This window comes from Caballeronia telluris (genome assembly GCF_001544495.1).
GTDB lineage: Bacteria > Pseudomonadota > Gammaproteobacteria > Burkholderiales > Burkholderiaceae > Caballeronia > Caballeronia telluris.
Window position 1 is genome coordinate 1 of record NZ_FCNZ02000044.1, and the last position, 26052, is coordinate 26052.

Consider the following 26052-nt stretch of genomic DNA (forward strand, 5'->3'; position numbering starts at 1 on the left):
AGCTCGGCGATGAAGGCATCCTCGTCATCGATGCGTACGGCGCGTTCGAAACGATGAGCGTCTTCAGCGGTGATTTCAGGGAACTCCATGGCGGGCATTGGCTTGGACATGGTTCGGCCTCATGCGAGATACAATACCAGAACAATAATCGCTTTTGTCGTGTTTGTCAACTTTGTCGCCTCAGCCTCAGCTTCAAGACGATGATGTTTGAAGACGACTGGTAAAATTTGGCGCCTGATTTCAGGCATGCACCGTGGGATTCGAACAGCTCATTGCGCTTAAAGCGCAGCTGAACCAGGGCGCGAAGGGCAAAAAGGCCGCATCGCGCCTGACGTCAGCGCCAGTAGGCGCCGGAACGGAAATCAAGCAGCCACCGAAGCGTCCGCGAACGTCTGCTGACGCGGCCGGGCGCGCGGTCAATACGCTGCAACGACATTTTCCGCACGCCTTTCCACACAGTCCCGCGTCAAAGGTTCCTCTCAAGGTTGGGATTCTCAAGGATGTGCTTGCCCGAGCGGCCTCGCTTGGGCTGAGCGAGCGAGACGCTCGTAACGGCGTCAAGCTCTGGTGTCGCGGCCAGCGCTATTGGACCTGTCTCGTCGAAGGCAATATGCGCGTGGATCTTACCGGCGCAATCACCGGCGTTGTCTCTGCTGCGGAGGCGGAGTACGGCACAAGTCAAGAGAAGGCTCGGCTCGCGCGCAGGCAAGAGCAGATTGCGAACAATTGACATGGTCGACCGCGTTGACCAACAAGACGCGCCTCAATTGCCGGTTAGATTTTACATAAAGACAATTAGCGCATTTTAATTAGTGATCCTAATGGTTGTTCTTCCTGCACTTGGCGGGACACCGAGCGCGTCGAGAGCAGCATCATTTCACACGAGCGTCGGTACCTTGTCTTCGCACGAACTGCGAACCGACATAGAGGTCAGGGATAGTGTTGGCGCGCGTGGTGTAGGTTCACAATCCAAATGCGATTGCGGTTGACGCGCTAAACGATGATGTGCTTCGGCAGCACGACCATCTTACGGGTGTTTGGCGCGCGGCCTTTGCGCAGGCGGAAGCGGTGAACCGGGTAACGTGCCCGCCGCCGCGACAACCGTGTCGAAGGCGGCATTTGCTGCAGGAATACTTTCTTCAGTCGTGGATCTTGTCGGGCCTGCGCACCGCACGCGCGTGCCTTGAACAAGCTTCGTCATTGTGCCGCTCGCATTGCGCACGCACGATCAGGCCACCGCTTCTTCGTCGGAATGTTTTCACCATCTTCTTCGAGTGCCGTTCGCACCTCTTTGCGAAACCTCGCGCCGTAGGCCGGCTTCTTCCCCGGTGTCGTGCCCGCCAAACGCTGGTTCGGTCCAAAATCTTCCCATGTCCAACCTCGTTCGGTATGTGCTTCATTACCGCGCGCGAGTTGACGCATCCCCGCTCAAGCTTGCAGATGCGTCGATCACTGCGGCAGTTATGTAACGCCGTCATGTGGCCCTTATGGGCCGCCGGTGGAAAATTGATCATGCAGGAAAGAAAAAGAGTGCTTGTCGCTGTCGGCGAGCACGATCGCACTGTTAGTTCGTTGCCCAGTCGCTGTCATCGCGCTACCACGTGGTAGATCTTTAAGATTCGCTACAGCCCCCACCCGCATCGTTGCGCAGAAGCTGGGACCGCGCAAAAGAATCTGCGACTAATGCCCGCGTTTGCGCAACGAAACTTATCTAAAGCGTGATGATACGCATTATCAGGCATGGAGCGTCGCGGAAAGGCGGCGTTGGCGGCCACCGAACTCCGGAGTGCGCGCCGGCGCGCTATCTGAGGATTCGGCTGGAAACCTTTGGACGAGCTTGGGGTCCCGCGAAAACCGCATGCGTAACACATGCCGTTTATTGGTCTACAATAATTCCTATTGGACAATCGACGGAGACGAAACATGGTGGCAGAGACCAGGACGTTGACGGCACAGGTGCCCGTCGAACTTGCTCAGGAAGTAGATGCGTTGTCGGAGCGTCTTGAGCGGCCCCGCCAGTGGATCATCAAGAAGGCGCTGGTCCAGTTCCTTACTCGCGAGGCAGAGAAGCGACGCCTGATTCAGGAAGGTCTGGATGACGTTACCGCGGGCCGTCTGATCTCGATGGACGAAGCTCGTGCATGGGCAAATAGCCTGGGCGCGGACAACGAGTTGCCGGTACCGAAGGCGTGAGCGTCAAGGTCCTCCCGACCAGCAAAGCGATGTCCGATTTGAGCGCGATTGCGGCGCATGTGAAGAAATACAACGACGCCGCCATCGCGCGCAAGGTCGTCAACGCGCTGCTCGACGAGGCGGAGCGCCTGGGGCAGGACCATTTTCATCGTATCGGGGAAGAACTAGACGGTTACGATGGACCCCCGGCGCGCGAAGTGCATCGGTGGGTGTGCCTCGCTGGACGCTACGAACTTCACTACGAAGTCCTGCCGGCCTACGCGGACGAACCTATTGCTATAGCGATCCTTCGTGTCTGGGACACCCGGCAAGACCGGTAAGACCGTGTTCGACCAACTAGTGACGCAACCACAATTCAAAGACTCGTCGAAGGTGCCGCTCTGAGACGGCCTGCGCTTCGATCTGGCACGGAAGCTTGACTTCGGGCGGCATTGGATAGGCTTTGGCGTCAGGGCGATGTGTCCAAGAAGGACTAAAAACCAGCCCGGGAATGCCGTTATGCACCAGTAGGATCGGCATCGGGGCCCCCGCCCACCGGCAACGTTGTGATTAAAGCTTTTCCTAGATCCAAATGACGCAACACACGCAGGACACAACCGCCGCATACATGGAACGAGCGCGCGTGCTCACGAGTATGAAAAGGCGGGCCGTCGAAGAGATCATCAAGTCAAGAGGCGGCACCCAGATGACTCACGTCGCCGTGCAGCGGAAAGCGGCGACCATCCTTGGCAAACTAGCGGCAGCTATTAACGTCCGCGCGGGCGATGCAAGGCAGCTCGTCAAGATGTATGAGCGGTTCGAGGAGTTCGAGATGCGCGCCGAGCTTGAGAGCCTGTTCGGTATCGCCGACTTGCAGCTGTTGGCCACCGAGACCGATGAAGCGGTCAAGGCTGCCATTCAAATGAAGCGAGCCGATATGAATCTCACAGGCGCAGCGATTACGACGCGCTTGGGAAACCAGCCGCCTAGATCGAGAGCAATCCGGAAAAACAAATGACGATTGACGACGGTACGACCATCTACGTCCAATTACAGATTGATGTCTACGGCGGATGCGTCGAGCTTCTGAGCAAGGAAGTCACGGAGGCCGACGCGCTCCAAATGTTCGCGAAGGCGAGCAGCGACCCCCGATTGATCAAAGAGGACGTCGCAACGTTGCTTGCGACCGGGACTGAAGGCGATGTCTTGCTGTTGGGCTACTCGACACCGGGGCTTCGGGGCCCTCACGGGACGGTCGCTTTCGCCCGGGAGCACGCAATCGATGCGGCGGAGAAGTATTTCGGCTTCTCGCCCGATGAAGTCCGCGCAGCGCTTCATCCTGGCAATGTCGCAGCATTGATCGACGAGCGCGAACGCGGCATGGCGCGGCTGCAAGATGACTATCCCTAGCTTGCAGAGTTCTACGATGCCTTCGTGGAAGCCATGGACGACATAAGAGAGAACCCCCCGGACGAATTCAAGCGGGAAATGGCGCGGACCCGCGGCCCGCTGCACTAGAGGGGCCGTTGCCCGCCTCCCCCGTTCTCGCGAACAGATGCCAACAGAAACGGAGATAGAAAAATTGTGGCTAATAAGCGGCCAGCAAATGTTTTCGCCTTCGGCGAAATCTTAGTGAAGTGCAAAGAGGAGGCGGTCAGACGCTGCGTCGACAAGGCCCGGTGTGAGGGGTCGAACGTCGCGGCAGCCGAGCGAAAAGCGGCATCCCTCTTCTACAGATTTGCCGAATTTGAATGGCGTCTGTCGAAGGCTACGACCGCCCAATATGTGCGGGTCTATGAGCGCTTTGCCAAATCACGGCATCGCGCCGAAATGGAAGAACTCTTCAGCGCAGGCGAACTGGCGGTTCTCGCGCCGTACTCGGACGATGAACTGACCGAGATCGTGTTGGAGAAGGCAATCAATCCAACCCTTACCCGTGAACAACTGAAACATCTACTCAAGACCCGACAAGCAGCATGAACGGGTACTCAATCACCAACGTCGAAAGGGAAAAACATATGTCCAAACTTGATGGTGCAACTGTCTATGTCGAGCTAGAACGCGCCGGAGGTGGCCGCATTGAAATTTACTCGCGCGAAGCGACAAAGGAAGAGGCGCTGCGGATGTTCGACTCCGCGAGCAACGACCGGCGAGCAATCGAGGACGATCTTGCCTCGCGTCTCGCAGCCGAGGTCAAAGGCGACCTGCTTTGCGCTGGCTATTTTTTCGTTGACGGCGACAAAGACGCCCACGAGGATGTGGCATTTCCAATCTCGCATGCAGTCGCTGCTATCAGCGAGCATTTTGGCATCGAAGTCGAAACGCTGGAGCGCGCGTTGGAACCCGCGAACTTAGCCGCGCTTACCTCTGTGAAAGAGGCCGAACTCGCCGCGTTCTGCAAGGACCATCCGGAAGCAGCTGGTGAACGGCACCGCGCCGTGCAGGCAGCGTTGGCTGAGGAACTGGCCCACGAATTGGAAGGCGAAGTAAAGCACTAGCACGTTGCCCACCCAACGCTCACGGCCTAGTGAGGCATTGGGCGACGCCGGCGGCGTCGAGCCGTTGCCGCCACTCGTCAGAAAAATGGCGCTCGTCGACGCATAGCAGACAAAACGCGACGAAGAGGAATATCATCCGTCACCCGACAGAGCAACGGCAGCTAGCAGCATGAACGAGTACTCGATCACTGATATTGAGAACGCCATCAACTACTGGCGATCGCGGCAGGCGGCGACGGATGACTTTGCTGTCTGCCCGCGAGCAAGGATACTGGCGGACGTGTACGGAACGATGATCTATCATCAGCGAGAGCGCGTCGAAGCCAGAAACTTGACGGCGGAACAAAATGAAGCGATAGGTCTTGCGCTCGCCCAGAAGGAACTTTTTTGATCCCGACGAGAGGGGGCAAACGTGTCGAACGCCGGTAGCGCCCTGGTTTGGGTCGACGCTGTGGCCGGCGGTGGCCGCGTCGAGATCTATTCGCGAGAGGTATCGAAGGCGGACGCGCTGCGCATGTTTGCATCAGCCAGCACCGACACACGAGCTTTCGAAGAGGACCTCATAGACTGGGTGGCAACGGAGATAGTCGGCGACGTTTTGTACGCCGGCTATTTCTGCCCTAAGAGCAAAGGCTTGGACGAGGAAAAGCAAGTGTCGTTCGCGCTCGTACATGCTTGCGACGCTATCAGCAAGCATTTCGGCATTGACGCAGGACTCCTCGAACGCGCATTGCGGCCTGAGAATCTGGCGGAGTTGGCCGCCGAACGGGATGCAGAGATCGCATCTCTGGTCCATGATCTTCCCGAACTGACGAAGGACGCCGAGGCCGTGCGAGAAAAGCATGCGTCGGTGCAAGCTGCTCTTGCCGACGAACTTGCGAAGGCGATCGCAGACGGCAAAATCACCTCCCATTAGGCGTTCGGGACCTCTCGCCCCGCCTTGACAACCGCGCCGCTGCTTGTTTGGATCTTCATGGTTTCGTTTCTCGCTGGCTTTAGTTTTTTAACGGAGCCTGCTTTGAAATCTTTACCGTGCGAGGGGGCGTGCGGGCGCCCAACCACCTCATCGGTAGCCGGAGAGCCTTGCTGGGCGGGGTCTCCGCCCATTTGAAACAAATTGAAACAAAGTGTGAGCGGGCGGACTACGTCGTGGCGTTGAAGATAGCGCCGAACGCGGACGAGCCGCGATCCATTGGGGCGGCGGTTGTTGCGGGCGGTGTAATCTGAGCCAGCTTGTCGGCCAGTGCGGCCTCTGAAAACGGCTTTACGATATAGCCGTTAGCACCGGCGCCGATTGCGGCGATGACATTTTCGCGCCTTTTCTCAGCGGTCACCATCAGTACCGGAAGGTCGGCGTGATCCTCCGACTTGCGGATCTCCTGCAGCAGGGACAGCCCGTCCATATTGGGCATGTTCCAATCGGTGATAACCAAATCGAACCGCTGTGCTTTGAGTTTTTCAAGCGCTGCAACGCCATCATCTGCTTCGTCGACGATCGTGTAACCGATCGACTTGAGCATTTTTTGAATCAAACTGCGCATGGTGGCCAAGTCATCGACCACCAACAAGCGTGTATCGGCATTCGCCATCGGTTAGTTCTTCTCTCTCATCACTTTTATGAACGACGGCGGACCATGCCGGCGCACAGCGCTATCAAGCTATGTGCGTAGGCGATCGGCGGTCGCGCCCTTCCGACGGACCCGGCTGCGGCATTAGCGGCGGCAAGATCGTCTTCCACGCTTAGAACGTCGCCCAATCGCCATCGGCCGCCGTATGCACCGGGTGCGCGGCCGCAAGCGACGGCTTCGCCGCTCGCGTCACCGGTGGCGATTTCTTGGGCGTCGCTGTCCGCGTCGGCTGCGGCGCATAGTTGTTCGTTGACGCGACGGAGAGCGTTTGGCCAGTGCGGAAAACGGCGACGGCTGCGGTCAATTGCTTCGCTTGGTCCTCCATCGAACCTGCCGCTGCCGCTGCTTCCTCAACGAGCGCCGCGTTTTGCTGCGTGACCTCGTCCATCTGCGAGATCGCTTGATTCACCTGCTCGATGCCGCGGCTTTGCTCGTTCGAAGCCGAAGCAATCTCGCCCATGATGTCGGTGACGCGCTGGATAGCGGTGCCGACGCGCTGCATGGTCTCCCCTGCCCGCGCGACGAGTTCAGTACCCGCTTGCACTCGGTCGCCGGAGGTTTCGATCAAACTTTTGATCTCCTTCGCAGCGGCTGATGAACGCTGTGCGAGGCTTCGGACCTCGCTCGCGACTACCGCAAAGCCACGGCCTTGCTCGCCTGCGCGCGCCGCTTCGACCGCCGCGTTGAGCGCCAAGATGTTCGTTTGGAAGGCGATGCCTTCGATCATGGCGATGATCTCAGCGATCTTTGCGGAGCTCTCCTCGATGCCCGCCATCGTGTCGACGACCTGACCGACGATGGCACTGCCCTCGTTGGCTACGACGTTGGCGTTGTCCGCCAGGCCGCTCGCCTGCTTGGCGTTCTCGGAATTCTGCTTGACCGTGGAGGTAAGCTCTTCCATGCTCGCGGCGGTTTCCTGAAGAGAAGCCGCTTGCTCCTCCGTACGCGATGACAGGTCCGTATTGCCAGCAGCGATCTGTTTGCTGGCGCTGGCAATCGCCTCACTGCTCAGCCGAACAGTCCCGACCGTGGCGACCAATTTGTCTTTCATGGTCGCGACGCCGGCAAGCAATTGCCCCATCTCGTCGCGCGTCTTAATCGACACCTCGTGCGTGAGGTCGCCGTTCGAAATGTGCTCGAAGTGCTTCAGCGCCTCGGCAAGTGGCGTCATGATGGCCCGGCGCAGGACGAACCAGCCAAGCGCTGCGGTAGCAAGACCCACGAGCAATGCCAACACTCCAAGGGTGCGCAGTTTCGACACGCGGGCGTCGCTTTCGGCCGTCTGACGCTTCGCATCGACGAGTTGGAAATCCTGCAGCTTGTCGAACGCTTCGATACACCGGTTGTAGGACGTCGGCATATCTTGGAACGCGATGCGGCCTATCGCCTCTTTGTCGCCCGCTTCGATCGCAGCGCTGAATTTGTTGACGACCTGTCGCATGTCGGCGCGAGCTTCCGCAACGCTCTTTGCCAATGCGTTCTCGTCGGCTCCGCGTGGGGCAGACTCGTACTTGCTGTACCACTCGTCTGATTTGCGCATAAAGCCATTGGCGCGTGCAACCAGTCCGCCGGCGTCTTTGTCCGCCGGATTCAACGCATAGCGGTCGAGCGCGAGCCGCGCACGCGCGATGTAGTTGTTCGATATGCCGAGAGCGTTGACCGCTGGCAGCGAATTGTCAGCGATGTCTTTGGCCGATGAATAGGTAGCAGTGATGCCGTACAACCCAAAGCCGACTGAGAGCGCCAGCAGAAAGCCGAGGAAAGCCATGGTGAGCGCAAGCCGCGCCCGAATCGTGAGGTTCTTCATAGTTCTTAGTTCTAGCGCTCAAAGTAAGGCAACACGATCGCGCAGTGGCGGGTGCCTGCCGCTTCTCGATTAGAAGAGGGTCAATGTATATCGGCAACGACCGTCACAAGCTGCAGTAAAAAAGATATTTAATGACGGGTCGGTAACAATGACTGCATGCGCTCCTGCCTTTTCGCTGAGCTTGTGGCAACGTGCGGCTGACTTGATTCGACGGGGTTGTTGGTAAGCTCATAGGAATCAATAGCCGCAGAGCGACGCCACGAACCGATGTCCAAAAGAAATCCGACGAAGTCGCAGCGCGCCGTGATGGAGTTGCTCGATCAGGGCTTACCGGTCGAGCACATCGCGAACAGTCTCGGCAAGAGCGTCTTGGCTGTGAAGAAGCAACTAAACCGAATCAAACGCCGAGTCCGAGAAGGAAGGATCGACCCCTCTCCTCTGCCGATCGAACGCGCCGCGAGCGAGCCACGCATCTACCTCGCGGGCTTTGACGTCTTTCGCCGGAACGCCAAGGATTACGGCGAGCACCTCAAGCAGCTCTGCCGCGATCGCGGTTTCGTCGGGCTCTATCCGCTCGACGGGCAAGTGCCCTCCTTGCTTCAAAGGCAAGACGCTGCGCGATGGATATATGCCGCGAACATCGAATTGATCCGTTCGGCCGATATCGTGATGGCGAATCTCGATGACTTCCGGGGCGCGGGCGAGCCGGACTGCGGCACTGCGTTCGAAGTTGGTTCGCTGTCGCGCTCGGCAAACCGGTGTGGGCGAATCGGTCAACCGAAGCGACGCTCGCTCAACGCGTTGAGGCAGCAGCGACTGAAAGCGAAGGCGCTTTCTGTGCCGGTGGCTATCTCATTGAGGACTTCGGCCTAAGCGTCAATCTAATGCTCGCGTGCTCCGCGCAGATTGTCGTTGGCGGGCCGGCAGCTTGCCTCGATGCCATCAAAAATGGAAAGGGCGGCCCCTCTCTTGGTGGCGCGGGGTTGGCGAAGCGTTAGCTTCGCTGTAGGGTTTGGGTTGAGCGAACTTCAGTATATCGACTTCTATGTCTGACGATCTTTGGCTTACCGCACCGGAAGACGCTTATGCGCAATGGCAACGGGAGGAAGCTACCGGTGCCGATCGCCGCGCGTTCGCCGACCAGTCGATCGTTCAGCATCGATCGATGTTTTCGCGGTTCAACGACTATCTGACCGCGCACCGCGTGACTGTGGCGAACTACGGCGCGGACCACCTCGACGGCTTCTTCACCGACCTCGCGCAGGACTGCGCACCGGGCACAACGACGCGCCTGCGCTACCTCAAGCTGATCGACCGGTTCACGCGCCACCTTGTCAACGTCGAGTTACGTGCGGACAATCCGGCCGCGCTGATGCTCGTGAACGAGAGCTGGCCAGAGGACGAACCGAGGCCAATCTACCTGTCGTCGGAAGACGATGCGCGATTACAGGCGGTATGCGTCTCGACGGAAGATGCGGCGTTCAAGGAACTGAGAAATACGGCAATCGTTGCGCTGTTTCTCGCGTCGGGAGTCACGGCGGCCGAACTCAGGCAACTGCGAGTCGACGACCTAGGCATGAACGACGAGCGCCCTACCGTTTTCGTCGAAAAACATGGACCGCGCATTGCCCGCCGCGTGCCGATTGACGCCTTCGCGGCCGATGTTCTGCGCAGCTATCAGGACGCGCGCCGGCGCATCCAGTGCGCGACGCAATGGCTGTTCATTGCAACCGCAGGGGGAAAACCGATGCAGCCCGATACGTTGGTGAAATGCGTTCGAGCATCTCTACGACGCGCGGGCTTGTCCGCTGCCGACGAGAGTCCCCGCTTGCTGCGCAATACGTTCGGGCGTCGCGAGATCATTGAAGGCAAGACCAACGAGCAGGTAAGCAACCTGATGGGCTTGTCGAGCCACCGCACCGCTACGCGTCTGCGTCAAACGGTTGATGAAAAGGAGATGTCGGACGCACAAGTTTAATGCCGGCCGTGCGGCCGACTTCGGCGGCGGCCATCCGGGCGGTACCGTACGGAGTGGTTCGAATGGCTGAGCCCCGATAAGAAGCGGACAAAGGAACCGCCAAGACTGAGAGACCGAGCAAGCTCTGGCCTAATCCTTGTCACCCGACCGACATCACAACGCGGCCGCCCCGCCCCCGCTCGACGGCCCGAAATGTTTCAACCGGAAGTCGGTAGGCCGTCAGGCGGATCGCAGGCCACAGTCGCCATCTTGGCAGGCACGGAAACCTCTAGCAATTCAAGGTCTTCAGAGATCGCCGTCTCGTTATGCTTCAGCCCGGGCGGAATAAGGAGCGATTCCCCCGTGTCCACACGAATAACGCGGCCATCCTCAAATTGAAGGTCTATCCACCCACGAAGCGTATAGATGAATTGCGCATCGCAAATATGATAATGCCACCCGGTCTGCCGCATTACGCCCGTAGCCAACGTTACCTGCGCCCGCATGAGGCCATCGGTCGCGGCTGTGACGCCCAGGTCTCGGTACTTGAAGAACGGCCTCCGCCCTGCCACAAGTGGCGCTGTTTCTTCTGTGGCGTGTGTCAACCTCGGCAGAAGATCAGCCGCTGCCTTTTCCACAACCCGCTGTATCTTGTCGGTGTCGTACGTCATAGTTTCCTCTAACTGACAAACATATTGTTTGGATGCAACGCGGCGTCGTTGGCCAGCGCGCGCGATGAACCGTAACTGCCAATTAATCGCTGCTTGCGTCGTGACGCTTTCGCTTGAACTGACAACTTCAGTTGATGTTGCGACCGCGAGTTTCAGGAAGGACGAGCAGCCCAATTAACGCGGCGACCGCGCAACTCGCGATCGGAAAGTAAAAGCCAGATGTGACGCTGCCAGAATAAATCTGGATCGCGGTCACAATGAAGGCTAGGCTCCCGCCAAACAGCGTGCTTGCGATGTGATATGCAACAGATACGGATGTGTAACGTATCGCCGCTGGGAAGAGTTCCACAAGCATCGCGGCCATTGGGCCAAGGATTGCGCCTACAATCAACAGCAACAAGACCAGCAGCGCCACAATACCCGGCTTGTTCACACGGGATGGATCAGGTTTCTCCGGGAAGCCCTTACTTTTAAGCACAGAAACAACGTCTGCATTGGTTCTAGGATGTGAAGCTTCGCCGTCGATCAATAATGCTGCCCCCGCTTCCTCAGTAGCAACAAAGCTATAGCTTAAGCCATTCCGGTTAAGCGCGTCCCGAATCACGTCACATAACGACACGGGTTTCGAGAATATATTGAAATCGCAGGTTGAATTCTGGCCTCGTACTTGGAGAACATGGGATTTTGTAAAGTCGTATAGCTCGGGATTAGCCGCCCTCGAAAGACCATTGAAAATTGGCATTGTCGTAGCGGCGGCAAGGGCGAGCCCGACAATCATCACCGGTTTGCGTCCGATTTTGTCGGACAGCCAGCCAAAGAGAATGTAAGCCGGGGCGCCGATTACTAGCGCCACGATGATAAGGCGGTAGGTTACGGCATAGTCCAGCTTCAGAGTGCTTGTCAAATAAAAAAGTGTATAGAACTGTGAAAGGGCCCAATGGGCAGACGCGCCACAGACCATCACGATTCCGACAAAAATCCACTTCACGTTTGCCCTCGACGAAAGCGCCGAACGCAACGGCGTCTGCGCGATCTTGCCTTGTGCGAGCATTGCTTTAAAGACGGGGGACTCTTCGAGCTTACCGCGGATGTAAAGCGAGAAGAGAAGGATGAGGACCGACGCCCCAAATGGGACGCGCCATCCCCAGTTCGCAAAGTCATCTGCCGACAGAGCGCTTCGGCACAAGAGGATCACGCAAAGGGACAGTATTAGACCACCCGTAGACGTCGTCTGGATCCAGCTAGTAGCGTAGCCACGGCGCGCCGCCGGGGAGACTTCGCCAACGTAGATCGCTGCACCACCGTATTCGCCACCGATAGCTAGCCCTTGTATCAGGCGCAGGGCAACGAGCAAAATCGGAGACAGCCAGCCTGCTTGTTCGAAGGTCGGAAGAACCGCCACGAGTGCTGTCGAGAGGCCCATGATGACAATTGTCACCAGAAACGTCGTTTTGCGCCCGACACGATCGCCGAGACTTCCAAAAACGATCGCCCCGAACGGCCGAATGAGGAAACCGGCGCCATAGGTGGCAAGCGCCGCGAGGAATCCGGCAGTCGGATTGTCTTTGGGGAAAAACAACGTCGAAAAGAAGCCTGCGAGCGACCCGTAAAGGTGAACTGACCCCACGAAGTTGGACACCTTTTTGGGGTGTTTTTGGTGAGATACAGCGAGAAGAAGAAACTGTCGGCAACGCAGGATTACTGCGGCGGGCATGCCGGTCTAAAGAGAGTTGCGGCCCGCCACAACGTGGACGTTTCGTCACTTCGGAAATGGATAGCGGCATATCAAGCGCACGGCGAGGAAGGTCTGCGCACAAGAACCAGCTGCGTGCGATATAGCGCTGAATTCAAGGGTGCAGTTGTGGAGCGGATGCGGACGGAAGGCCTTTCATTCCGTCAGGTTGCAGCGCTCGCGGGCGTTCGCAATTTCAATATCATCGCAGTGTGGGAGCGGCAGTATGATGACGGCAGTTTGGCCGCGGGACGTTCACGGCCTGCAACTTCTACCCTCAGAATGCCGAAACCACCGACATCAAAAAAGAAGCCGGCAGCGGATGAAGACCGCAGCCGCGAGGATCTGCTTGCAGAAGTGGCGCAGCTGCGCATGGAGAATGAATATCTAAAAAAGCTCGACGCCTTGGTTCAAGCGAAGACGAAAACAGCGCGGCAGAAAAAGCGCAAATCGTGCTTGAACTAAGGCAACGTTACCCCCTCGCAGCGGTCCTTAAAGTGGCCGGCTTGGCGCGCAGCACTTTCTATTATCAGCAGAAGGTACTGCAGGCCGGTGACAAATATGCGAGCCTAAAGGAACGTATCCGTGTGCTCTTTGAGCAGCACAAGGGCCGCTATGGGTATCGTCGGATCACGGCTGCCATTCGGTGCCAGGGCGACAAAATCAACCATAAGAGGGTACAGCGTCTCATGGGCGAGCTGTCCCTGAAGTCATGCATTCGACCAAAGAAGTACAAGTCGTTCAAGGGGAACGTCGGCAAGATAGCTCCCAACGTACTGAAGCGAAAATTTGGTGCGTCGCGCCCCAACCAGAAGTGGGTGACGGACGTGACTGAGTTTAACGTCGGCGGCCAGAAGCTCTATCTTTCTCCGGTTCTCGATCTTTTCAACGGCGAAATCATCGCCTACGAGATGGCACGACGTCCGCTATTCGATATGATTAACACGATGCTGGATAAGGTTTTCGCGAAGCTTGGGTCACGTGACAAGCCGATACTGCACTCCGATCAGGGCTGGCAGTACCAGATGCCTGTCTATAGCCGTCGGCTAAAACAGCAAAGAATCAGGCAGAGCATGTCGCGTAAAGGCAATTGCCTCGATAACGCCACGATGGAGAGCTTCTTCGGAACGCTCAAGTCTGAATTCTTCTACATGAACAGGTTTCGCAACCTCGACGAGCTGCAAGCCGGAATCAAAGACTACATTCACTATTACAACCATGATCGAATCAAGCTAAGATTGCGAGGACTTAGTCCAGTCCAATACAGAGTGAAATATAAGCAGCACTAACGTCAACGTGTCCAACATTCCGGGGTCGGTTCAAGCCAGGTGACTTGATAGTGGCTGACAGCGATGGTGTCATCGTCGTGCCGAACAGACGGGCGGGTGAAATCGTAAACCTTGCCGTCGAACGCAAGAACGCCGATGACGAGACCAGACGAAAGATAAAGGGCGGTGAGTCGGTTCTATCCATCAAAGGGCTTCGGCGTGTGCTGGAAGAGAAGGGCGTAGTCGAAGTCAAGGGTACTTGGCTGGACGCAACGGCTGGCAGCTAGGTCGATTGGCCGATTGGCCCATCCAGCGCGAATATGGAAAGTGCGGGTCCGAGAACCTTCGCCGTTCGTGACCGCTTATGCGATCGCTCGCCTGGTGACACGCCCGCTTTCTTAAGTGACCGTTCGCCCATTGGTGCGCTAGAACTTGAGAAGAGCCGGGCGAGCGACATCGAACTCCGCCACTGTAAGCGCGTCGGAATCGTCCACAGAGACCCGTGTTTGTCGTTGCTGCAACTGGCTGCGGAATAACGGAGTTATACGAAGCGTCGGCTGGAATGAAATTCACATCCACTATGACGACGTAGGTCGGGAGTGTGCTCCTTCAGCAGCTCTGTGCGATGAGGTGCTGAAAAACAGATTGGACTGGGCTGGTAACAAGCCCCTCCCTGATGCACACGTACATATTCCTATTTGCCCAAGAGTCCGTCAGGGTAAGGAAGCGCAAGTTTAAGGCCTGCATGTAGGTACGCGCTGCCTGCTCCGGCATAATGGCGAGCCCAAACCCTGCCTCGATCATCCGACAGGCCGCCTCGTAGCTTTGCACAGTGACACGAAGTCTTAGCGGCTTTGAAGCTTCCGCTGCCGCTACCTGCATTAAGGTATTGATTGCCGCATTGTTGTCAAAGCCGACGAAATCATAATCAAGGAGGTCGGCCAGCGCAGATGCGTCTGATCTTATGGCGTGAGTCCCGGGCACGACAACGCACAAACGATCAACCTTGTACTCAGCGCATTGCAGGCCCGACAGCAAGTGTTCTCCGACGACAACTCCAACGTCCGCTTCGTTGCTTTTTAGACTTTTCACCACATCGATGCTTCGAGCTTCACGTACTTCAAGCTTGATTTCAGGGCGAGCGGTCGCGAACGTCGCAAGTTGCATGGGAAGGTCACTGCTGAGCGCCGATACGTTCGCATGAATTCGTACGTGTCCCCTCGCCCCTTGCGCGTAATCTCGCATATCGCGCGTCATTTGGTCGACGTTGCGCATAAGGATTCTGACATGCGCGGCCAAGGCCATCCCCGAGTCCGTAGGTTCCACACCGCCGCCCGGCAATCGCCTCAGAAGCCCGACGCCGAATTCATCCTCGAGCAATCCGATTCGCCGGCTAGCAGCAGAGAGGGCAATATGCATCTCGTCGGCAGCCTTGGACAGACTCATGTATGCCACGGTGCGTTCGAGAACGACTAAGGAAAGGAAGTTTGGTATTCCGCGCATGCTATATGGTTCTAGGAAACATGAGACTTCCACCGAGCGTGACGCGCCACAGCGCAGGACTGGACTTCACCAAACTGTGGTTGCCGTCGTCGACGGCAAGCGACAGTGCGATTACCGTTCCGTGATGCAAACGCCAGCCGCCTCGTAGAAGGGACTCCGTCGAACTGCGCAGGCCCAGTTTGCAACGACAAGGATACATCGTTGATCAGCGAACGAACGAAATAATAGTGAACTGCCGATCCGCCCGCGGGCATTGGGCCACTGCCGTGATAATTACGCGTTGCTGCGGTTATTAATTGCACATGACCGTTGTGTAGCCGGGGCCTGCTGAACGGCAGTTCAAAGACAGAAAACGGCCATCTTTCGGCGAGCGTGGCGGTGTCCGCAATGGGTCGATTGCGGCTAATCAGGTTGGGCACTGCCCTGGATTGCTGAGCTACGGCGCCGGACGCAAATACGCATCCAGCATGACGAGGTGCATCTCGCAGATGTTTTCTCGATCGGGCTGGCGCGCGTAGTCGCGGCCGGTGAATGCGCTGATCGTGAATCGGTTCGACGCAATGTAGTAGCCCATGCCGATGAGCGTCACATAGAAGTCGAGCGGATCGACGCCGCTGCGAATGTGCCCCGTCGCCGCCCCGCGCTCGAGGACTGTCCGGATGACGTCGATTACCGGCGAGATCGTCGCGCGCAGCTTTTCCGAAGTCCGCAGGTACCGACCTTGATGCAAATTCTCACCGTTGATCAGTCCCAGCCAACGGGGGCTGTCCCAAAGGTGTGCCCAGATCGATTTCGCAAGAGCGGCGATCGCGTCGCGCGGTTCAAGTCCAGAAAGGTCGAGGTGGCTTTCCTTCTCGGCAAACTCCGCGTACATGGACTCCAAGACGGCGACATAGAGTTGCTCTTTGCTGCCGAAGTAGTAATACAGCATACGCTCGTTCGTCGCTGCAGCCTTTGCTATCGCATCTACGCGTGCGCCGGCGAGCCCGAGCGTGGCGAATTGCTCGCTCGCCGCCTCGAGGATCCGGCGCCGCGTGCCTTCGGGGTCTCGCTTCACAATCTTCAGGTCGGTCTCTGTCATATCTCGTTGGGTTCCGTGCGAGGGGTGCTGAGCTATCGCAGCTTTCATTATCGCTGCTTTGCCCGTCGCTCTGCCCCCGTGACTTGACTTCGCGAACCGATACGTAGGCTCGATGTGCACCACGACGTGGGGTCGTGGATGTACACCGGAGCCTGAATGACCTACAAAGGCGACTTCAAAGATGCCGTCTTCCCTAGCGCCGATCGGGAGGCGCGTATCGCGCGCTATCGTCTCGTTCTCATTGAACTTAACCTGCGCGTTTCCGCCGTCATCCATCTGCGTCGCGAGGATCGACCAGCCCGCTATCAGATCGGCAGCGAGCGTGAATTCGACGTCGTCGTTAATCGGATCGTGAACACGGAGCTTCGCGGCGTACGCGTCGATTCCATGCGCCTTGTGGTTGAGTCCGACCAGTCGTCTATCGAATATCCGCTGGATTTCAACGCAGCAGACATCCCGGCCCGGCGAACAAACATCCAGCCGTGGCTGGATGCTGCCGAGCTGCGGTCACGCGACATCGTAGGCGGCCGCGTTGCGCTTTTCGTGGACGTCGCTGCCGGGCGCCCCGCTGAGGCGTGGCTCACGGAACTGTTGCGCGACTGATTAGAGACGTGCGCCAGTAGGCGAACTCTTAAGAATGGCTGACTCGAGCCGCTAATCAGATTCACTTATATGACGCTCGACCCCTAATGGCCTACGAACCACCTGTGCTGTCGGAATTTATCGCTGCCGGTGACGAAATCAACCTCGCGCTGCTGCAGATCGATTCCAAGGAATTTTCGACCGACGGCGACCGCAAAACTGCGCGTCGAGCGGTGTTGGCCGACGCAGTGGCGAAGCACAATTTGCCGGGCGTTCGCGAAGCCGTGTTGAGCCACGAGATCAGTGGGTTGGTCGCGAATCGCCCGATGATGAGTAGGCTGTTTGACTATCACGAGCTCAAGGCGATGTGCCTGCTGAGAGCGGCACCGTCACTGGTTGACGGGTTCGTCGCTGTGAAGCGAAAGAACCCACTGTTCGGTCTGGGTGAGATCATGGCGCTAGCCGTTGAGGCGCCGGAACGACACCAATGGGGACACCTCTGGGAAGAATGATGCACCGATATGCGGTCGGCGAATGGGACTCCCTGTGGAGCAGCGACCCTTACATGAAGCACCGGTTCGTGCTCGATCTGGAGTCGCGCACTGTGATCGCCGGCGAAGACCGCATTCGCCGTCGCTGGTGGTCGATGCGTCTTGAGGACGTCGCCTATATGCAGCAAATCCTCAACGAGACATTCGATTCGATATGGGACGAGCCAGAGGAGTTCGGCTTCGTTCGTCAGGCCGAGATTCCCGCATGGGCGACTAAAGCTTGGCCGTGGCCGCCGTTGCCAGAGGTGGAGGACGTCGAAAATACGCTGGACAATCCTGACGTTCCGCTCCAGCGCGATGACTTGGGCCGTCTTGTCTTTCCACCCCGCTTCGTAGCGGACGGACGGAAGTAGCCGCCGCGACCACTGCGCTGCCCGTCAGTCCGACTTGCGGCACACTGCTTCTTTTCGTTGAAGGGCGATCGGTGGACAATGCATATAAACCGACGGCAGAACAGGAAGCCGTCGTCGAAGCCGCGAAAGGCGGCGGCGATCTGAAAGTCAAAGCGTATGCAGGCGCAGGTAAGACTTCGACGCTTCGGCTCGTCGCTCAGCAGCTCACCGGCCAGCGCGGTAGCTATCTGGCCTTCAACAAGGAGATCGCGGACTCAGCGCGACGCGGCTTTCCGGCTAACGTCTCAGCCCGCACGGTGCACTCGCTGGCCTATGCAAGCGCGCCCGCATGGCTGACCGCACGTATCAATGTGCCGTCCGAGCCACCGCACGAACTGGCCGCCCGATATGGCTTCGGCCCCATCGAAGTGCCGACCATCACGGGAAAGAACGCGGAGGTCGCGCCCTTCGAGATCGGCCGGATGATCGCAGACGGTCTCGGCCGCTTCTGCCGGTCCGCCGACGACACGCCGCAGCCGTTCCACATCCCGGTCGACGAAAAGATTCGCGATGATGCCGCCGACTGGCTGCGCGAGCAGCTCGCGCCCAGCATTGCGCGTCTGTGGGCGGAGAGCGTGAACCCGCGCGGGCTGAAGGCGATACAGCCGGACGTGTACTTGAAAGTATGGGCGCAATCGAATCCGCGTATTAACGCCGACTTCATCTTGTTCGACGAGGCGCAGGACAGCGACGGCATCATGCTGTCCGTTCTCGCCCGGCAAAAGCACGCGCAGACGATCTACGTGGGAGACCCCTATCAGCAAATCTACGAATGGCGCGGTGCGGTCAACGCGATGGCGCAGATCGATGCGCCCGAGCGGCCGCTGACTGAATCCTTCCGGTTCGGGCCGACCTTCGCTGGACTGGCGAGCTGCGTGCTCGCATTGCTTGGAGAGGCGACGCCGATCCGAGGCCAGCCAAGCATCGGCTCGATCATGGTCGAAGATCCGTCAGTGCAGCCGCCCGTGGACGCAGTGCTTTGCCGCAAAAACGCCACCGCAATCTGGCAGTTCGCAGCGGGCTTGGAAATGGGGCATCGGCCGGCGCTTCGCATGAACCCGAGCGAGATTATCGCTTTCGCGGATGGCGCGGATCAGTTGCGCAACGGTAGGCGGGCTTTCCGGCCAACCGCTCTGTCGCTATTCGAAAACTGGAAAGAAGCGCAAGCCTTCGCGCGCAGCGCAGTTGGCCGCGACCTGCTGCCGGTGGTAGAGATCGTCGACGATCGCGGCACCGACTACTTGCGGGCGCTCGCTCAGCGTCAGACGCCCGAGGGCCAAGCCGACTACGTCATTTCGACCATCCACCGGGCGAAGGGACTCGAATGGAAGCGCGTGCGGATCGTCAACGACTTCCGCTTCAAGATGGTCGACGGTCGGCTGACGTTAGATGAGGACGAGATGCGGCTGCTGTACGTGGCGCTCACGCGCGCTCAGCACGTGCTCGACATCTCGGATGTGCGCGATGAGTTGCTGCGGCTCTTTAACGTGCCAAAGGCGGCACGCGGATAAGCGGTCAGGCCGCCTGTGCCAATGCCACACTGCGCTCGAGCGCTGCTTTGGCGGCCGCCTTGGTCTTGCCTGCGCGGGACGGCGGCCGGCAAATGCCACAGACCATTGAGTGCGACGGCTCATGCGCGTGGGCGACGAACTTGCCGCGGCAGCGTGTGCAGCCCGCAAGACGAAGGATCCCGGCGTCCCTGAAGCGGATAAACGTCCAGGCACGCGTCAAATCCATTTGCAGCAGTTCGCCTTGCACCTGGAAATGCTCTGCATAGAGCCCGTACGCGCGAGTCAGCAAGTCAACTCGATCAAGGCCGTCGCTGTACGTTTCAAGAAACGCATAGACGTTGGCAAACATCGACGTATGGATGTTCGGCGCCCACGTCAGATACCAGTCCTCCGAGAACGGGAGCATGCCTTTGGGCGGCGATGCCCCCTTCACTTCCCGGTACAGGCGAATCAGTCGCTCACGCGACAGCTTCGGAATCTCCGACTCCAGCACCTGCATGCGAGCGCCCAGTTTAATGAGCGTGACTGCGCGCATGACTTGCGCAGCTTCGTCAGCGAGGCTTTTTGAGGCGGTGGTCGTGGTCATGGTCAGGCCGTCAGCAAAGCGTCGTTGGTTACGGCGGAGACCGTCGCTTTGTTGCCACGACCGGCGAGGCCAGCCAGGATCGCATCTGCGCGCATCCGGAAGAAGCACAGCACCTGAGACGACGATGCCAGCTTCTCGGTTTGCACCGGCGAGAGCTTCAGTAGCGTATCCGCCATTTCCGCCGATAGACCCAAATGTGACTGTGCAGCCTCGCGATCCGACGCCAGGACGCGTCGCGCGAGCATGAGGTACGACATGTTCAAGTCGCGGATGGAGCCGAGGTCGGAAAAAGCATGGATCATGGCTGCGGACCAAATAAGTGGATTCAGTTTGCTCGTTGCGCCTTTCGTCAGGGCGCGAGCGAATTGTCTGACTACACCGGCCGCTTTGCAACATTTCGTTACACCCGGTAATCGTTTGCTACAGGAAAAATGGCCCGCGCAATCGCTTACTAAGGAAGGATATTCTTCTTTTATTCGCTGGTTTTCCGACAAACGACTTGTGGTATCGACATCAAGCCTCGTTTTTTCATTGCTGACCGGTGCGGGATTTGCTCTATTTGTTCTCCAAACGCATCGAATGCCGGAACGCTTAGATCGGTAATGTCTACTCGATGAGGCATTACCCGACTGATGCGAGAAAACGACAGAGTTACTGGCTGTCGGCCATTTGAGCCCGCGCACCGCTAGGAAGGCCGAGATCATTCGATCCTCTCATGGTGTAGACTACTGTACAAACATACAGTACGAGGTCCGACATGGGAGCGTTAGCCCTCGAAGACATTCATCCATCGATTTGGCGGGGTTCGCAGCTGGGCTCCGCTCGCGTGAACGTCGTGCCGTGTGGGTTCGAGCCTCTCGCAGCCGAACTGCCGGGCGGCGGTTGGCCAAAAAGCGCGCTGACCGAGCTCTTGGTGCAGCAGCCGGGCGTCGGCGAATTGCGGTTGTTGCTGCCCGCGCTTAGGTCGGTCGCGCAGCGGCGCATTGCTTTGCTGCAGCCACCGCACCGGTTCCAGCCCGGAGCGGCAGCGTACTGGGGCTTGCCTGAAACCTCGATTAACGTCGTCCGCGCCAGCAAGACGGCTGACGCGCTGTGGGCCGGTGAGCAGATCCTCCGCGCTGGCACGTTCGGCGCGCTGATCTTTTGGCAGACCCATGTGCGACCCGAGGCGCTGCGCCGCCTGCACCTGGCCGCGCAGGCGAGCGAGTCGCTGTTCTTCATGGTCCGGCCGCTCGCTGCCGCAAGCGATACGTCGCCTGCCCCGCTTCGCATCGCAGTACGTCCGGCGCGCGACAGCGTCTCGTTGGAGTTCGTGAAGCGGCGCGGCCCGGCGCGTGATGAGCCGCTTCTGATCGGACTGACCCATTCGCCTATCCTGTTGAATCGCCATGCAAGTGTGGATCGGCGTGTATCTGCCGCACCTCAGCCGAGAAGTCTTCCAGCCGAACTGGTCGTCCACGAATGAGGCGGCCTCGGGTATGGGCTTGGTCGTGCTCGACCACGAGCGTGTCGTCGCGCTGGATCAGGCGGCGCACGAGGCTGGCGTTCGCATGGGCATGCGCAAAGGCGGCGTTCTGACGCTCGCGCCGGATGCGCGCATCCACGACAAGGACGAACTGAAAGAGCAGCAGGCGGTCGCGGACGTCGCTACAGCCCTCATGCAATTCAGCCCGCAGGTGGCGATCGCCGAGGAGCAGACGGTGCTCGTCGACGTGTCGGCGAGCTTACGGCTATTCGGTGGCGTGCGCGCGCTCAGACGTGCGATCCGATCCTCGCTGGCCGCATTCGGCTTCACGGTCCGGACGAGCGTTGCCCCCACCGGCCAGAGCGCGTGGCTGATGGCCCGCTATCGCGGCGGCCTGCGTCTGTCCATCCGCTCCCTCATGCGTCAGTTGCCGCGCCTGCCCGCCCTTCTTGTTCTTGAAGCCCGGCGGTACGCCGACTGGTTTGAAGGCCTCGGGTGCACGAGCGTCGCGGACCTGCGGCGCTTGCCACGCGCGGGTCTCAAAAAGCGCTGCGGGACCGCGCTGCTCGATGCGCTTGATCGCGCGGTCGGCGAAGCGCCGGAACTCTACGAATGGGTCCAGACGCCGCCGTCGTTCAATGCACGTATCGAACTGCCCGACCGCGTTGAGCATGCCGAAGCCGTGCTCTTTGTCGCGCGTCGGCTCATCGTGCAGTTGACCGGTTGGCTCGCGAGCAAGCAACTGGCGCTCGCGCGCTTCTCGATCGAACTTGAACATGAGCGCGGGCGCGCGGCGTTGCCGCCAACAACGATTGAAGTGGCGCTCGCGGAACCGACTTGGCACGAGGAACACCTGACGCGCTTGCTGAAAGAGCGGCTTGGTCGAGTCGAATTGGCGGCCGCGGTCATCGCCGTGCGCCTGGAAGTGAACGACGTCGAAGCGGCCGAACCGCCCTCCGACACACTATTTCCCGAGCCGGGCGGCAGCGCCGCCGACCATAACCGGCTGATGGAGCTGCTCGTTGCGCGCCTGGGTCATGACAACGTGCTGCGCGCCGCGCCCGTCGCCGATCACCGCCCCGAGATCGTATCGAACTGGGTCCCGGTGACCAGCGACGCCAAGGGCTGCCCGCTTCCCGGCGATCAACCGCGCCCATCGTGGCTGCTTGAGACGCCGGTGCAGTTAATGACGCGCCAGCACCGCCCGTTTTACGGCAGTCCGTTGCGCACCGTATCGCCCGGTGAGCGTGTTGAAGCCGGATGGTGGGGAGGCGAGCTCGTGACACGCGATTACTTCGTCGCCGAAGCCGACGACCACACCTGCTACTGGATCTACCGGGAGCGGGTTGGAAGCCGCGACGAAGAAGATCCTCGGTGGTTCCTGCACGGTCTGTTCGGGTAGCGCGATGGACGTGTACGCCTCCATGCTGCCCGGCTATGCCGAGTTGCAGTGCTTCTCCAACTTCACGTTCCTGCGCGGCGCCTCGCACCCGGAAGAACTGATCGTGCGCGCGGAGCAGCTCGGCTATCTCGCGATCGCCATCACCGACGAGTGTTCGCTCGCCGGCATCGTCCGCGCGCATGTTGCCGCCAAGGAAGCGAATATCCGGCTCATCGTCGGCGCGCATTTCCAGTTGACGAACCCGGACGGGACGCGCGCCCTCGCCTTCACCGCCCTTGCCATGAATCGCAACGGCTATGGGAATCTATCGGAACTCATTACCCTTGCGCGCACGCGCACGCCGAAAGGGACGTACCTGCTGACGCCCGACGATCTCGCGCGGCCCGAAGTGCCGTATGAGCACCTGAAAGGTTTGCCGGACTGCCTCATCATCCTTTCGCCGGAATACCCGGCCAAGGAGGAGCGGCTCGATGCACAGATGGAATGGCTGGCGCGCACGTTCGAGGGCCGTTGCTGGGCGGCGCTGACACTCCACGCTCGCGCGATGGACGACATCCATCGCGGCATCGTCGAGCATGTCGCCGACCAGCATGGGGTCCCGATCGTGGCCACCGGTGGCGTCACCATGCACGTGCGCTCTCGCAAGCCGCTGCAGGATACGCTGACGGCCGTGCGCCTGAACCGCTCCATTGCCGAATGTGGGTTCGAACTGGCGCAGAACGCCGAGCAGCACCTGCGCGCCCGGCTACGGCTCGCGAATCTCTATCCGGAGCGGGCGCTGGCCGAAACGCTGACGATCGCCAGTCGCTGCAGTTTCTCGTTGGACGAACTGCGCTACGAATATCCCGACGAGCTGATTCCGGAAGGCACGACACCGACCGCCTATCTGCGGCAGGAAACCTACATCGGCGCGCATCGCCGGTTCCCGGCAGGCATTCCGCACAAGGTGCAAACGCAGATCGAGCACGAACTGGCGCTGATCGCCGATCTTCGGTACGAGCCTTACTTCCTGACTGTTTACGACCTCGTGCGCTTCGCGCGCAACGAGAGCATCCTGTGTCAGGGGCGCGGGTCGGCGGCCAACTCTGCCGTCTGCTACTGCCTGGGCGTGACCGAAGTCGATCCCGCGCGCAGCTCTATGCTCTTCGAGCGCTTCATCTCGAAAGAGCGCGGCGAGCCGCCCGACATCGACGTGGACTTCGAGCACCAGCGGCGCGAAGAAGTCATCCAGTACATCTATCGCAAGTACACACGCACCCGCGCGGCGCTCGCGGCCGCCGTGACGACATATCGGCCCAAGAGTGCCTTACGCGACTCGGGCAAGGCGCTTGGCGTCGATCCGGTCATCGTCGACAAGGTGGCCAAGTCACACCACTGGTTCGACTCCAGTGCGGACCTGCTCAATCGCTTCGTTGAATCGGGACTCGATACCTCGACGCCGATCATCCAGCAGTGGGCGAGTCTCGCGTCGCAATTGCTGAATTTCCCGCGTCACCTGTCGCAGCACACCGGCGGCTTCGTCATTGCGCGCGGCAAACTCTCGCGGCTCGTGCCGATCGAAAACGCCGCTATGGTCGATCGCAGCGTGATCCAGTGGGATAAGGACGACCTCGAAGCGCTGGGGCTGCTCAAGATCGACGTGCTCGCGCTCGGCATGCTGTCAGCGATCCGGCGCACGCTCGACCTGATCGCCAAGCAGCGCGGTGAGCCCTTCGAACTGCAAGACATCCCAGCGGAAGACCCGGCCACGTACGAGATGATCTGTCGCGCCGACACGGTCGGCGTCTTTCAGATCGAATCTCGCGCGCAGATGAGCATGTTGCCGCGCCTTCAGCCCCGCGAGTTTTACGATCTCGTCATTGAAGTAGCGATTGTGCGGCCAGGACCGGTTCAGGGCGGGATGGTTCATCCGTACCTTCGCCGGCGGCAGAAGCTTGAGCCAGTATCGTTTCCGAGCCCCGAGATGGAAACGGCGCTCGCTCGCACGCTCGGCGTGCCGATCTTCCAGGAGCAGGTGATGCAGGTTGCCATGCTCGCAGCAGGCTTCACCGCCGGCGAGGCCGACCAGCTCCGCCGCGCAATGGCCGCGTGGAAGCGAAAAGGCGGACTGCAGCACTATTACGATCGCATCGTGAACGGCATGCTCGAGCGCGGCTACGACCGCGAGTTCGCTGAATCCATCTTCGCGCAGATCCAGGGCTTCGGTGAGTACGGCTTTCCGGAGAGCCACGCGGCGAGCTTCGCGCTGCTGGTCTATGCAAGCTGCTGGCTGAAGTGCCACGAACCGGCGGCGTTTCTCTGCGCGATGCTCAACAGTCAGCCGATGGGCTTCTACTCACCGTCGCAACTCGTGCAGGACGCAAAGCGCCATAAGGTGCGCGTGCTGCCGATCGACGTCACGATAAGCAACTGGGATTCGTTCCTGGAAGGCGACGGCTCAATGGCGCCGGTGCGGCTCGGCATGTCGCTCATTCGCGGCATGCGCGATGAGTCGGCCGCGCGCATCGAAGCCGCACGGGCGGTGCGCCCTTTCGAGTCTGTCAACGACCTTGCGAACCGTGCGCGGCTCGATCGTCGCGACCTCCAGTTGCTCGCGGACGCGAACGCCCTATCGGCGCTATCTGGCAATCGGCGTGAGGCGCTTTGGCAGGCGGTGGCAGCCGTGCCTGATAAGGACTTGTTGCGCGCTACGACGCGCGAGGAAGAACTGCCGCTGCTTGCCGCACCTAACGAGGCGCAGGAGATCGTGAGCGACTATCGCTCGACGGGCCTGACGTTGAACCGGCACCCTCTCGCGTTGCTGCGCGCACGGCTCAACGAGAAGAAGATCTTTGCGGCCTCGAAGCTCGCCACCTATCCCAACGGGCGGCTTGCCAAGGCGTGCGGCATCGTCACCGTGCGTCAGCGTCCGGGCACAGCGAACGGGGTCCTCTTTATTACCCTGGAAGACGAGACCGGCCAGATCAACGTTATCGTCTGGCCGTCGTTGGTCGAGAAGTTCAGGAAGGAAGCGCTGGGAGCCTCGCTGCTCGGCGTCTATGGCGTCTGGCAGAAGGAAGGCGAGGTAAAGCACCTTGTCGCGAATCGACTCGTCGACATGACGACGCTCCTTGGCAACTTGGCCACGTCGAGCCGCAACTTTCACTGACGTCAGACCGCTGACGGAAACCGACCCATACCGGCCGACCACGCATCATGCGCATCAATGGCCGGTTGCTTCGTTGCTTCGGACGTTCGGCAAACTCC

At 59.5% G+C, this 26052-nt stretch carries 28 protein-coding genes; 20 read left to right on the forward strand and 8 right to left on the reverse strand.

The window, feature by feature from the left end:
* Positions 1-253 precede the first annotated feature (253 nt).
* The 9 genes from AWB66_RS29570 to AWB66_RS29610 all read left to right on the forward strand — a co-directional run bounded on the left by AWB66_RS29570 (position 254) and on the right by AWB66_RS29610 (position 5586).
* A complete protein-coding gene (locus AWB66_RS29570) occupies positions 254-730 on the forward strand; it encodes a ProQ/FinO family protein (RefSeq protein ID WP_087633594.1) in 477 nt (158 codons plus the stop codon).
* A 1193-nt stretch (positions 731-1923) separates the two neighbouring features.
* Positions 1924-2193: a CopG family ribbon-helix-helix protein gene (locus AWB66_RS29575; protein WP_087633595.1), complete on the forward strand. Its 270-nt coding sequence runs from the start codon at positions 1924-1926 to the stop codon at positions 2191-2193.
* Positions 2190-2513 carry a type II toxin-antitoxin system RelE/ParE family toxin gene (locus tag AWB66_RS29580; protein WP_235021296.1) on the forward strand — a complete coding sequence of 108 codons (324 nt, stop codon included), beginning with the start codon at positions 2190-2192 and terminating at the stop codon, positions 2511-2513. The genes AWB66_RS29575 and AWB66_RS29580 overlap by 4 nt, the downstream gene beginning before the upstream one ends.
* Positions 2514-2815: 302 nt before the next feature.
* A complete protein-coding gene (locus tag AWB66_RS29585) occupies positions 2816-3190 on the forward strand; it encodes a hypothetical protein (protein WP_143328366.1) in 375 nt (124 codons plus the stop codon).
* Complete coding sequence (locus tag AWB66_RS29590; RefSeq protein WP_087633597.1) at positions 3187-3582, forward strand: hypothetical protein; 396 nt, start codon at positions 3187-3189, stop codon at positions 3580-3582. Before AWB66_RS29585 ends, AWB66_RS29590 begins: the two co-directional genes overlap by 4 nt.
* Before the next feature lie 174 nt (positions 3583-3756).
* Complete coding sequence (locus AWB66_RS29595) at positions 3757-4152, forward strand: hypothetical protein (protein ID WP_087633598.1); 396 nt, start codon at positions 3757-3759, stop codon at positions 4150-4152.
* Between the two features lie 38 nt (positions 4153-4190).
* On the forward strand, positions 4191-4670 hold the full coding sequence (locus AWB66_RS29600; RefSeq protein ID WP_125469826.1) for a hypothetical protein: 480 nt from the start codon (positions 4191-4193) through the stop codon (positions 4668-4670).
* 169 nt (positions 4671-4839) lie between these two features.
* Entirely contained in the window at positions 4840-5061 is a 222-nt protein-coding gene (locus tag AWB66_RS29605) for a DUF3717 domain-containing protein (protein ID WP_062644751.1), read from the forward strand.
* A 21-nt stretch (positions 5062-5082) separates the two neighbouring features.
* Positions 5083-5586 (forward strand): hypothetical protein, encoded by a 504-nt coding sequence (locus tag AWB66_RS29610; protein ID WP_087633600.1) that lies wholly within the window; start codon positions 5083-5085, stop codon positions 5584-5586.
* Positions 5587-5812: 226 nt separating this feature from the next.
* Here AWB66_RS29610 and AWB66_RS29615 read toward each other — a convergent pair whose 3' ends face one another.
* Together AWB66_RS29615 and AWB66_RS29620 are read right to left on the reverse strand one after the other, a co-directional pair.
* The gene (locus tag AWB66_RS29615) at positions 5813-6259 is read right to left on the reverse strand and encodes a response regulator (RefSeq protein WP_087633601.1); all 447 of its coding nucleotides are present in this window, start codon (positions 6257-6259) and stop codon (positions 5813-5815) included.
* 151 nt (positions 6260-6410) lie between these two features.
* The gene (locus AWB66_RS29620; protein WP_087633602.1) at positions 6411-8105 is read right to left on the reverse strand and encodes a methyl-accepting chemotaxis protein; all 1695 of its coding nucleotides are present in this window, start codon (positions 8103-8105) and stop codon (positions 6411-6413) included.
* Positions 8106-8372: 267 nt separating this feature from the next.
* On the opposite strand from AWB66_RS29620, the gene AWB66_RS29625 reads away from it, so the two are divergent.
* Together AWB66_RS29625 and AWB66_RS29630 are read left to right on the forward strand one after the other, a co-directional pair.
* Entirely contained in the window at positions 8373-8978 is a 606-nt protein-coding gene (locus tag AWB66_RS29625) for a nucleoside 2-deoxyribosyltransferase (protein WP_327355708.1), read from the forward strand.
* 172 nt (positions 8979-9150) lie between these two features.
* Positions 9151-10083: a tyrosine-type recombinase/integrase gene (locus AWB66_RS29630; RefSeq protein ID WP_087633603.1), complete on the forward strand. Its 933-nt coding sequence runs from the start codon at positions 9151-9153 to the stop codon at positions 10081-10083.
* Between the two features lie 197 nt (positions 10084-10280).
* On the opposite strand, the gene AWB66_RS29635 is transcribed toward AWB66_RS29630, so the two are convergent.
* Both AWB66_RS29635 and AWB66_RS29640 read right to left on the reverse strand, forming a co-directional pair.
* On the reverse strand, positions 10281-10733 hold the full coding sequence (locus AWB66_RS29635) for a cupin domain-containing protein (protein WP_087633604.1): 453 nt from the start codon (positions 10731-10733) through the stop codon (positions 10281-10283).
* Positions 10734-10860: 127 nt separating this feature from the next.
* Positions 10861-12360: an MFS transporter gene (locus tag AWB66_RS29640; protein WP_159462971.1), complete on the reverse strand. Its 1500-nt coding sequence runs from the start codon at positions 12358-12360 to the stop codon at positions 10861-10863.
* A gap of 27 nt (positions 12361-12387) precedes the next feature.
* Between AWB66_RS29640 and AWB66_RS29645 the strand changes: the two genes are divergently transcribed.
* Both AWB66_RS29645 and AWB66_RS33220 read left to right on the forward strand, forming a co-directional pair.
* A protein-coding gene (locus AWB66_RS29645; RefSeq protein WP_087633617.1) for an IS3 family transposase occupies positions 12388-13754 on the forward strand; the annotation gives its coding sequence in 2 pieces (ribosomal slippage) (positions 12388-12853 and positions 12853-13754; 1368 coding nt in all).
* A gap of 50 nt (positions 13755-13804) precedes the next feature.
* The gene (locus tag AWB66_RS33220; protein ID WP_125469827.1) at positions 13805-14020 is read left to right on the forward strand and encodes an RraA family protein; all 216 of its coding nucleotides are present in this window, start codon (positions 13805-13807) and stop codon (positions 14018-14020) included.
* Positions 14021-14342: 322 nt separating this feature from the next.
* Here the strand turns inward: AWB66_RS33220 and AWB66_RS29650 are convergent, their stop codons facing one another.
* Together AWB66_RS29650 and AWB66_RS29655 are read right to left on the reverse strand one after the other, a co-directional pair.
* The gene (locus tag AWB66_RS29650; protein WP_087633605.1) at positions 14343-15236 is read right to left on the reverse strand and encodes a LysR substrate-binding domain-containing protein; all 894 of its coding nucleotides are present in this window, start codon (positions 15234-15236) and stop codon (positions 14343-14345) included.
* Positions 15237-15672: 436 nt separating this feature from the next.
* Positions 15673-16317: a TetR/AcrR family transcriptional regulator gene (locus AWB66_RS29655; protein WP_087633606.1), complete on the reverse strand. Its 645-nt coding sequence runs from the start codon at positions 16315-16317 to the stop codon at positions 15673-15675.
* A 156-nt stretch (positions 16318-16473) separates the two neighbouring features.
* Here AWB66_RS29655 and AWB66_RS29660 point away from each other — a divergent pair, with 156 nt between their 5' ends.
* From AWB66_RS29660 to AWB66_RS29675, 4 genes are all read left to right on the forward strand, one after another.
* Positions 16474-16920 carry a hypothetical protein gene (locus AWB66_RS29660; RefSeq protein ID WP_087633607.1) on the forward strand — a complete coding sequence of 149 codons (447 nt, stop codon included), beginning with the start codon at positions 16474-16476 and terminating at the stop codon, positions 16918-16920.
* 86 nt (positions 16921-17006) lie between these two features.
* The gene (locus tag AWB66_RS29665; protein WP_087633608.1) at positions 17007-17411 is read left to right on the forward strand and encodes a hypothetical protein; all 405 of its coding nucleotides are present in this window, start codon (positions 17007-17009) and stop codon (positions 17409-17411) included.
* A gap of 53 nt (positions 17412-17464) precedes the next feature.
* Positions 17465-17803, forward strand: coding sequence for a hypothetical protein (locus tag AWB66_RS29670; protein ID WP_087633618.1), 339 nt, complete (start codon positions 17465-17467; stop codon positions 17801-17803).
* 71 nt (positions 17804-17874) lie between these two features.
* Positions 17875-19353: a 3'-5' exonuclease gene (locus tag AWB66_RS29675; RefSeq protein WP_087633609.1), complete on the forward strand. Its 1479-nt coding sequence runs from the start codon at positions 17875-17877 to the stop codon at positions 19351-19353.
* Between the two features lie 4 nt (positions 19354-19357).
* Here the strand turns inward: AWB66_RS29675 and flhC are convergent, their stop codons facing one another.
* Both flhC and AWB66_RS29685 read right to left on the reverse strand, forming a co-directional pair.
* The gene (flhC, locus tag AWB66_RS29680) at positions 19358-19939 is read right to left on the reverse strand and encodes a flagellar transcriptional regulator FlhC (RefSeq protein ID WP_087633610.1); all 582 of its coding nucleotides are present in this window, start codon (positions 19937-19939) and stop codon (positions 19358-19360) included.
* Between the two features lie 2 nt (positions 19940-19941).
* Complete coding sequence (locus tag AWB66_RS29685; RefSeq protein WP_087633611.1) at positions 19942-20241, reverse strand: flagellar transcriptional regulator FlhD; 300 nt, start codon at positions 20239-20241, stop codon at positions 19942-19944.
* A gap of 455 nt (positions 20242-20696) precedes the next feature.
* Here AWB66_RS29685 and imuA point away from each other — a divergent pair, with 455 nt between their 5' ends.
* From imuA to AWB66_RS29700, 3 genes are read left to right on the forward strand one after another with little or no spacing between them, the layout of a single operon-like run.
* The gene (gene imuA / locus AWB66_RS29690) at positions 20697-21404 is read left to right on the forward strand and encodes a translesion DNA synthesis-associated protein ImuA (protein ID WP_087633612.1); all 708 of its coding nucleotides are present in this window, start codon (positions 20697-20699) and stop codon (positions 21402-21404) included.
* Positions 21328-22806 carry a Y-family DNA polymerase gene (locus AWB66_RS29695; protein WP_087633613.1) on the forward strand — a complete coding sequence of 493 codons (1479 nt, stop codon included), beginning with the start codon at positions 21328-21330 and terminating at the stop codon, positions 22804-22806. The genes imuA and AWB66_RS29695 overlap by 77 nt, the downstream gene beginning before the upstream one ends.
* 4 nt (positions 22807-22810) lie before the next feature.
* Positions 22811-25954: an error-prone DNA polymerase gene (locus AWB66_RS29700; protein ID WP_087633614.1), complete on the forward strand. Its 3144-nt coding sequence runs from the start codon at positions 22811-22813 to the stop codon at positions 25952-25954.
* The last annotated feature ends 98 nt before the right edge of the window (positions 25955-26052 follow it).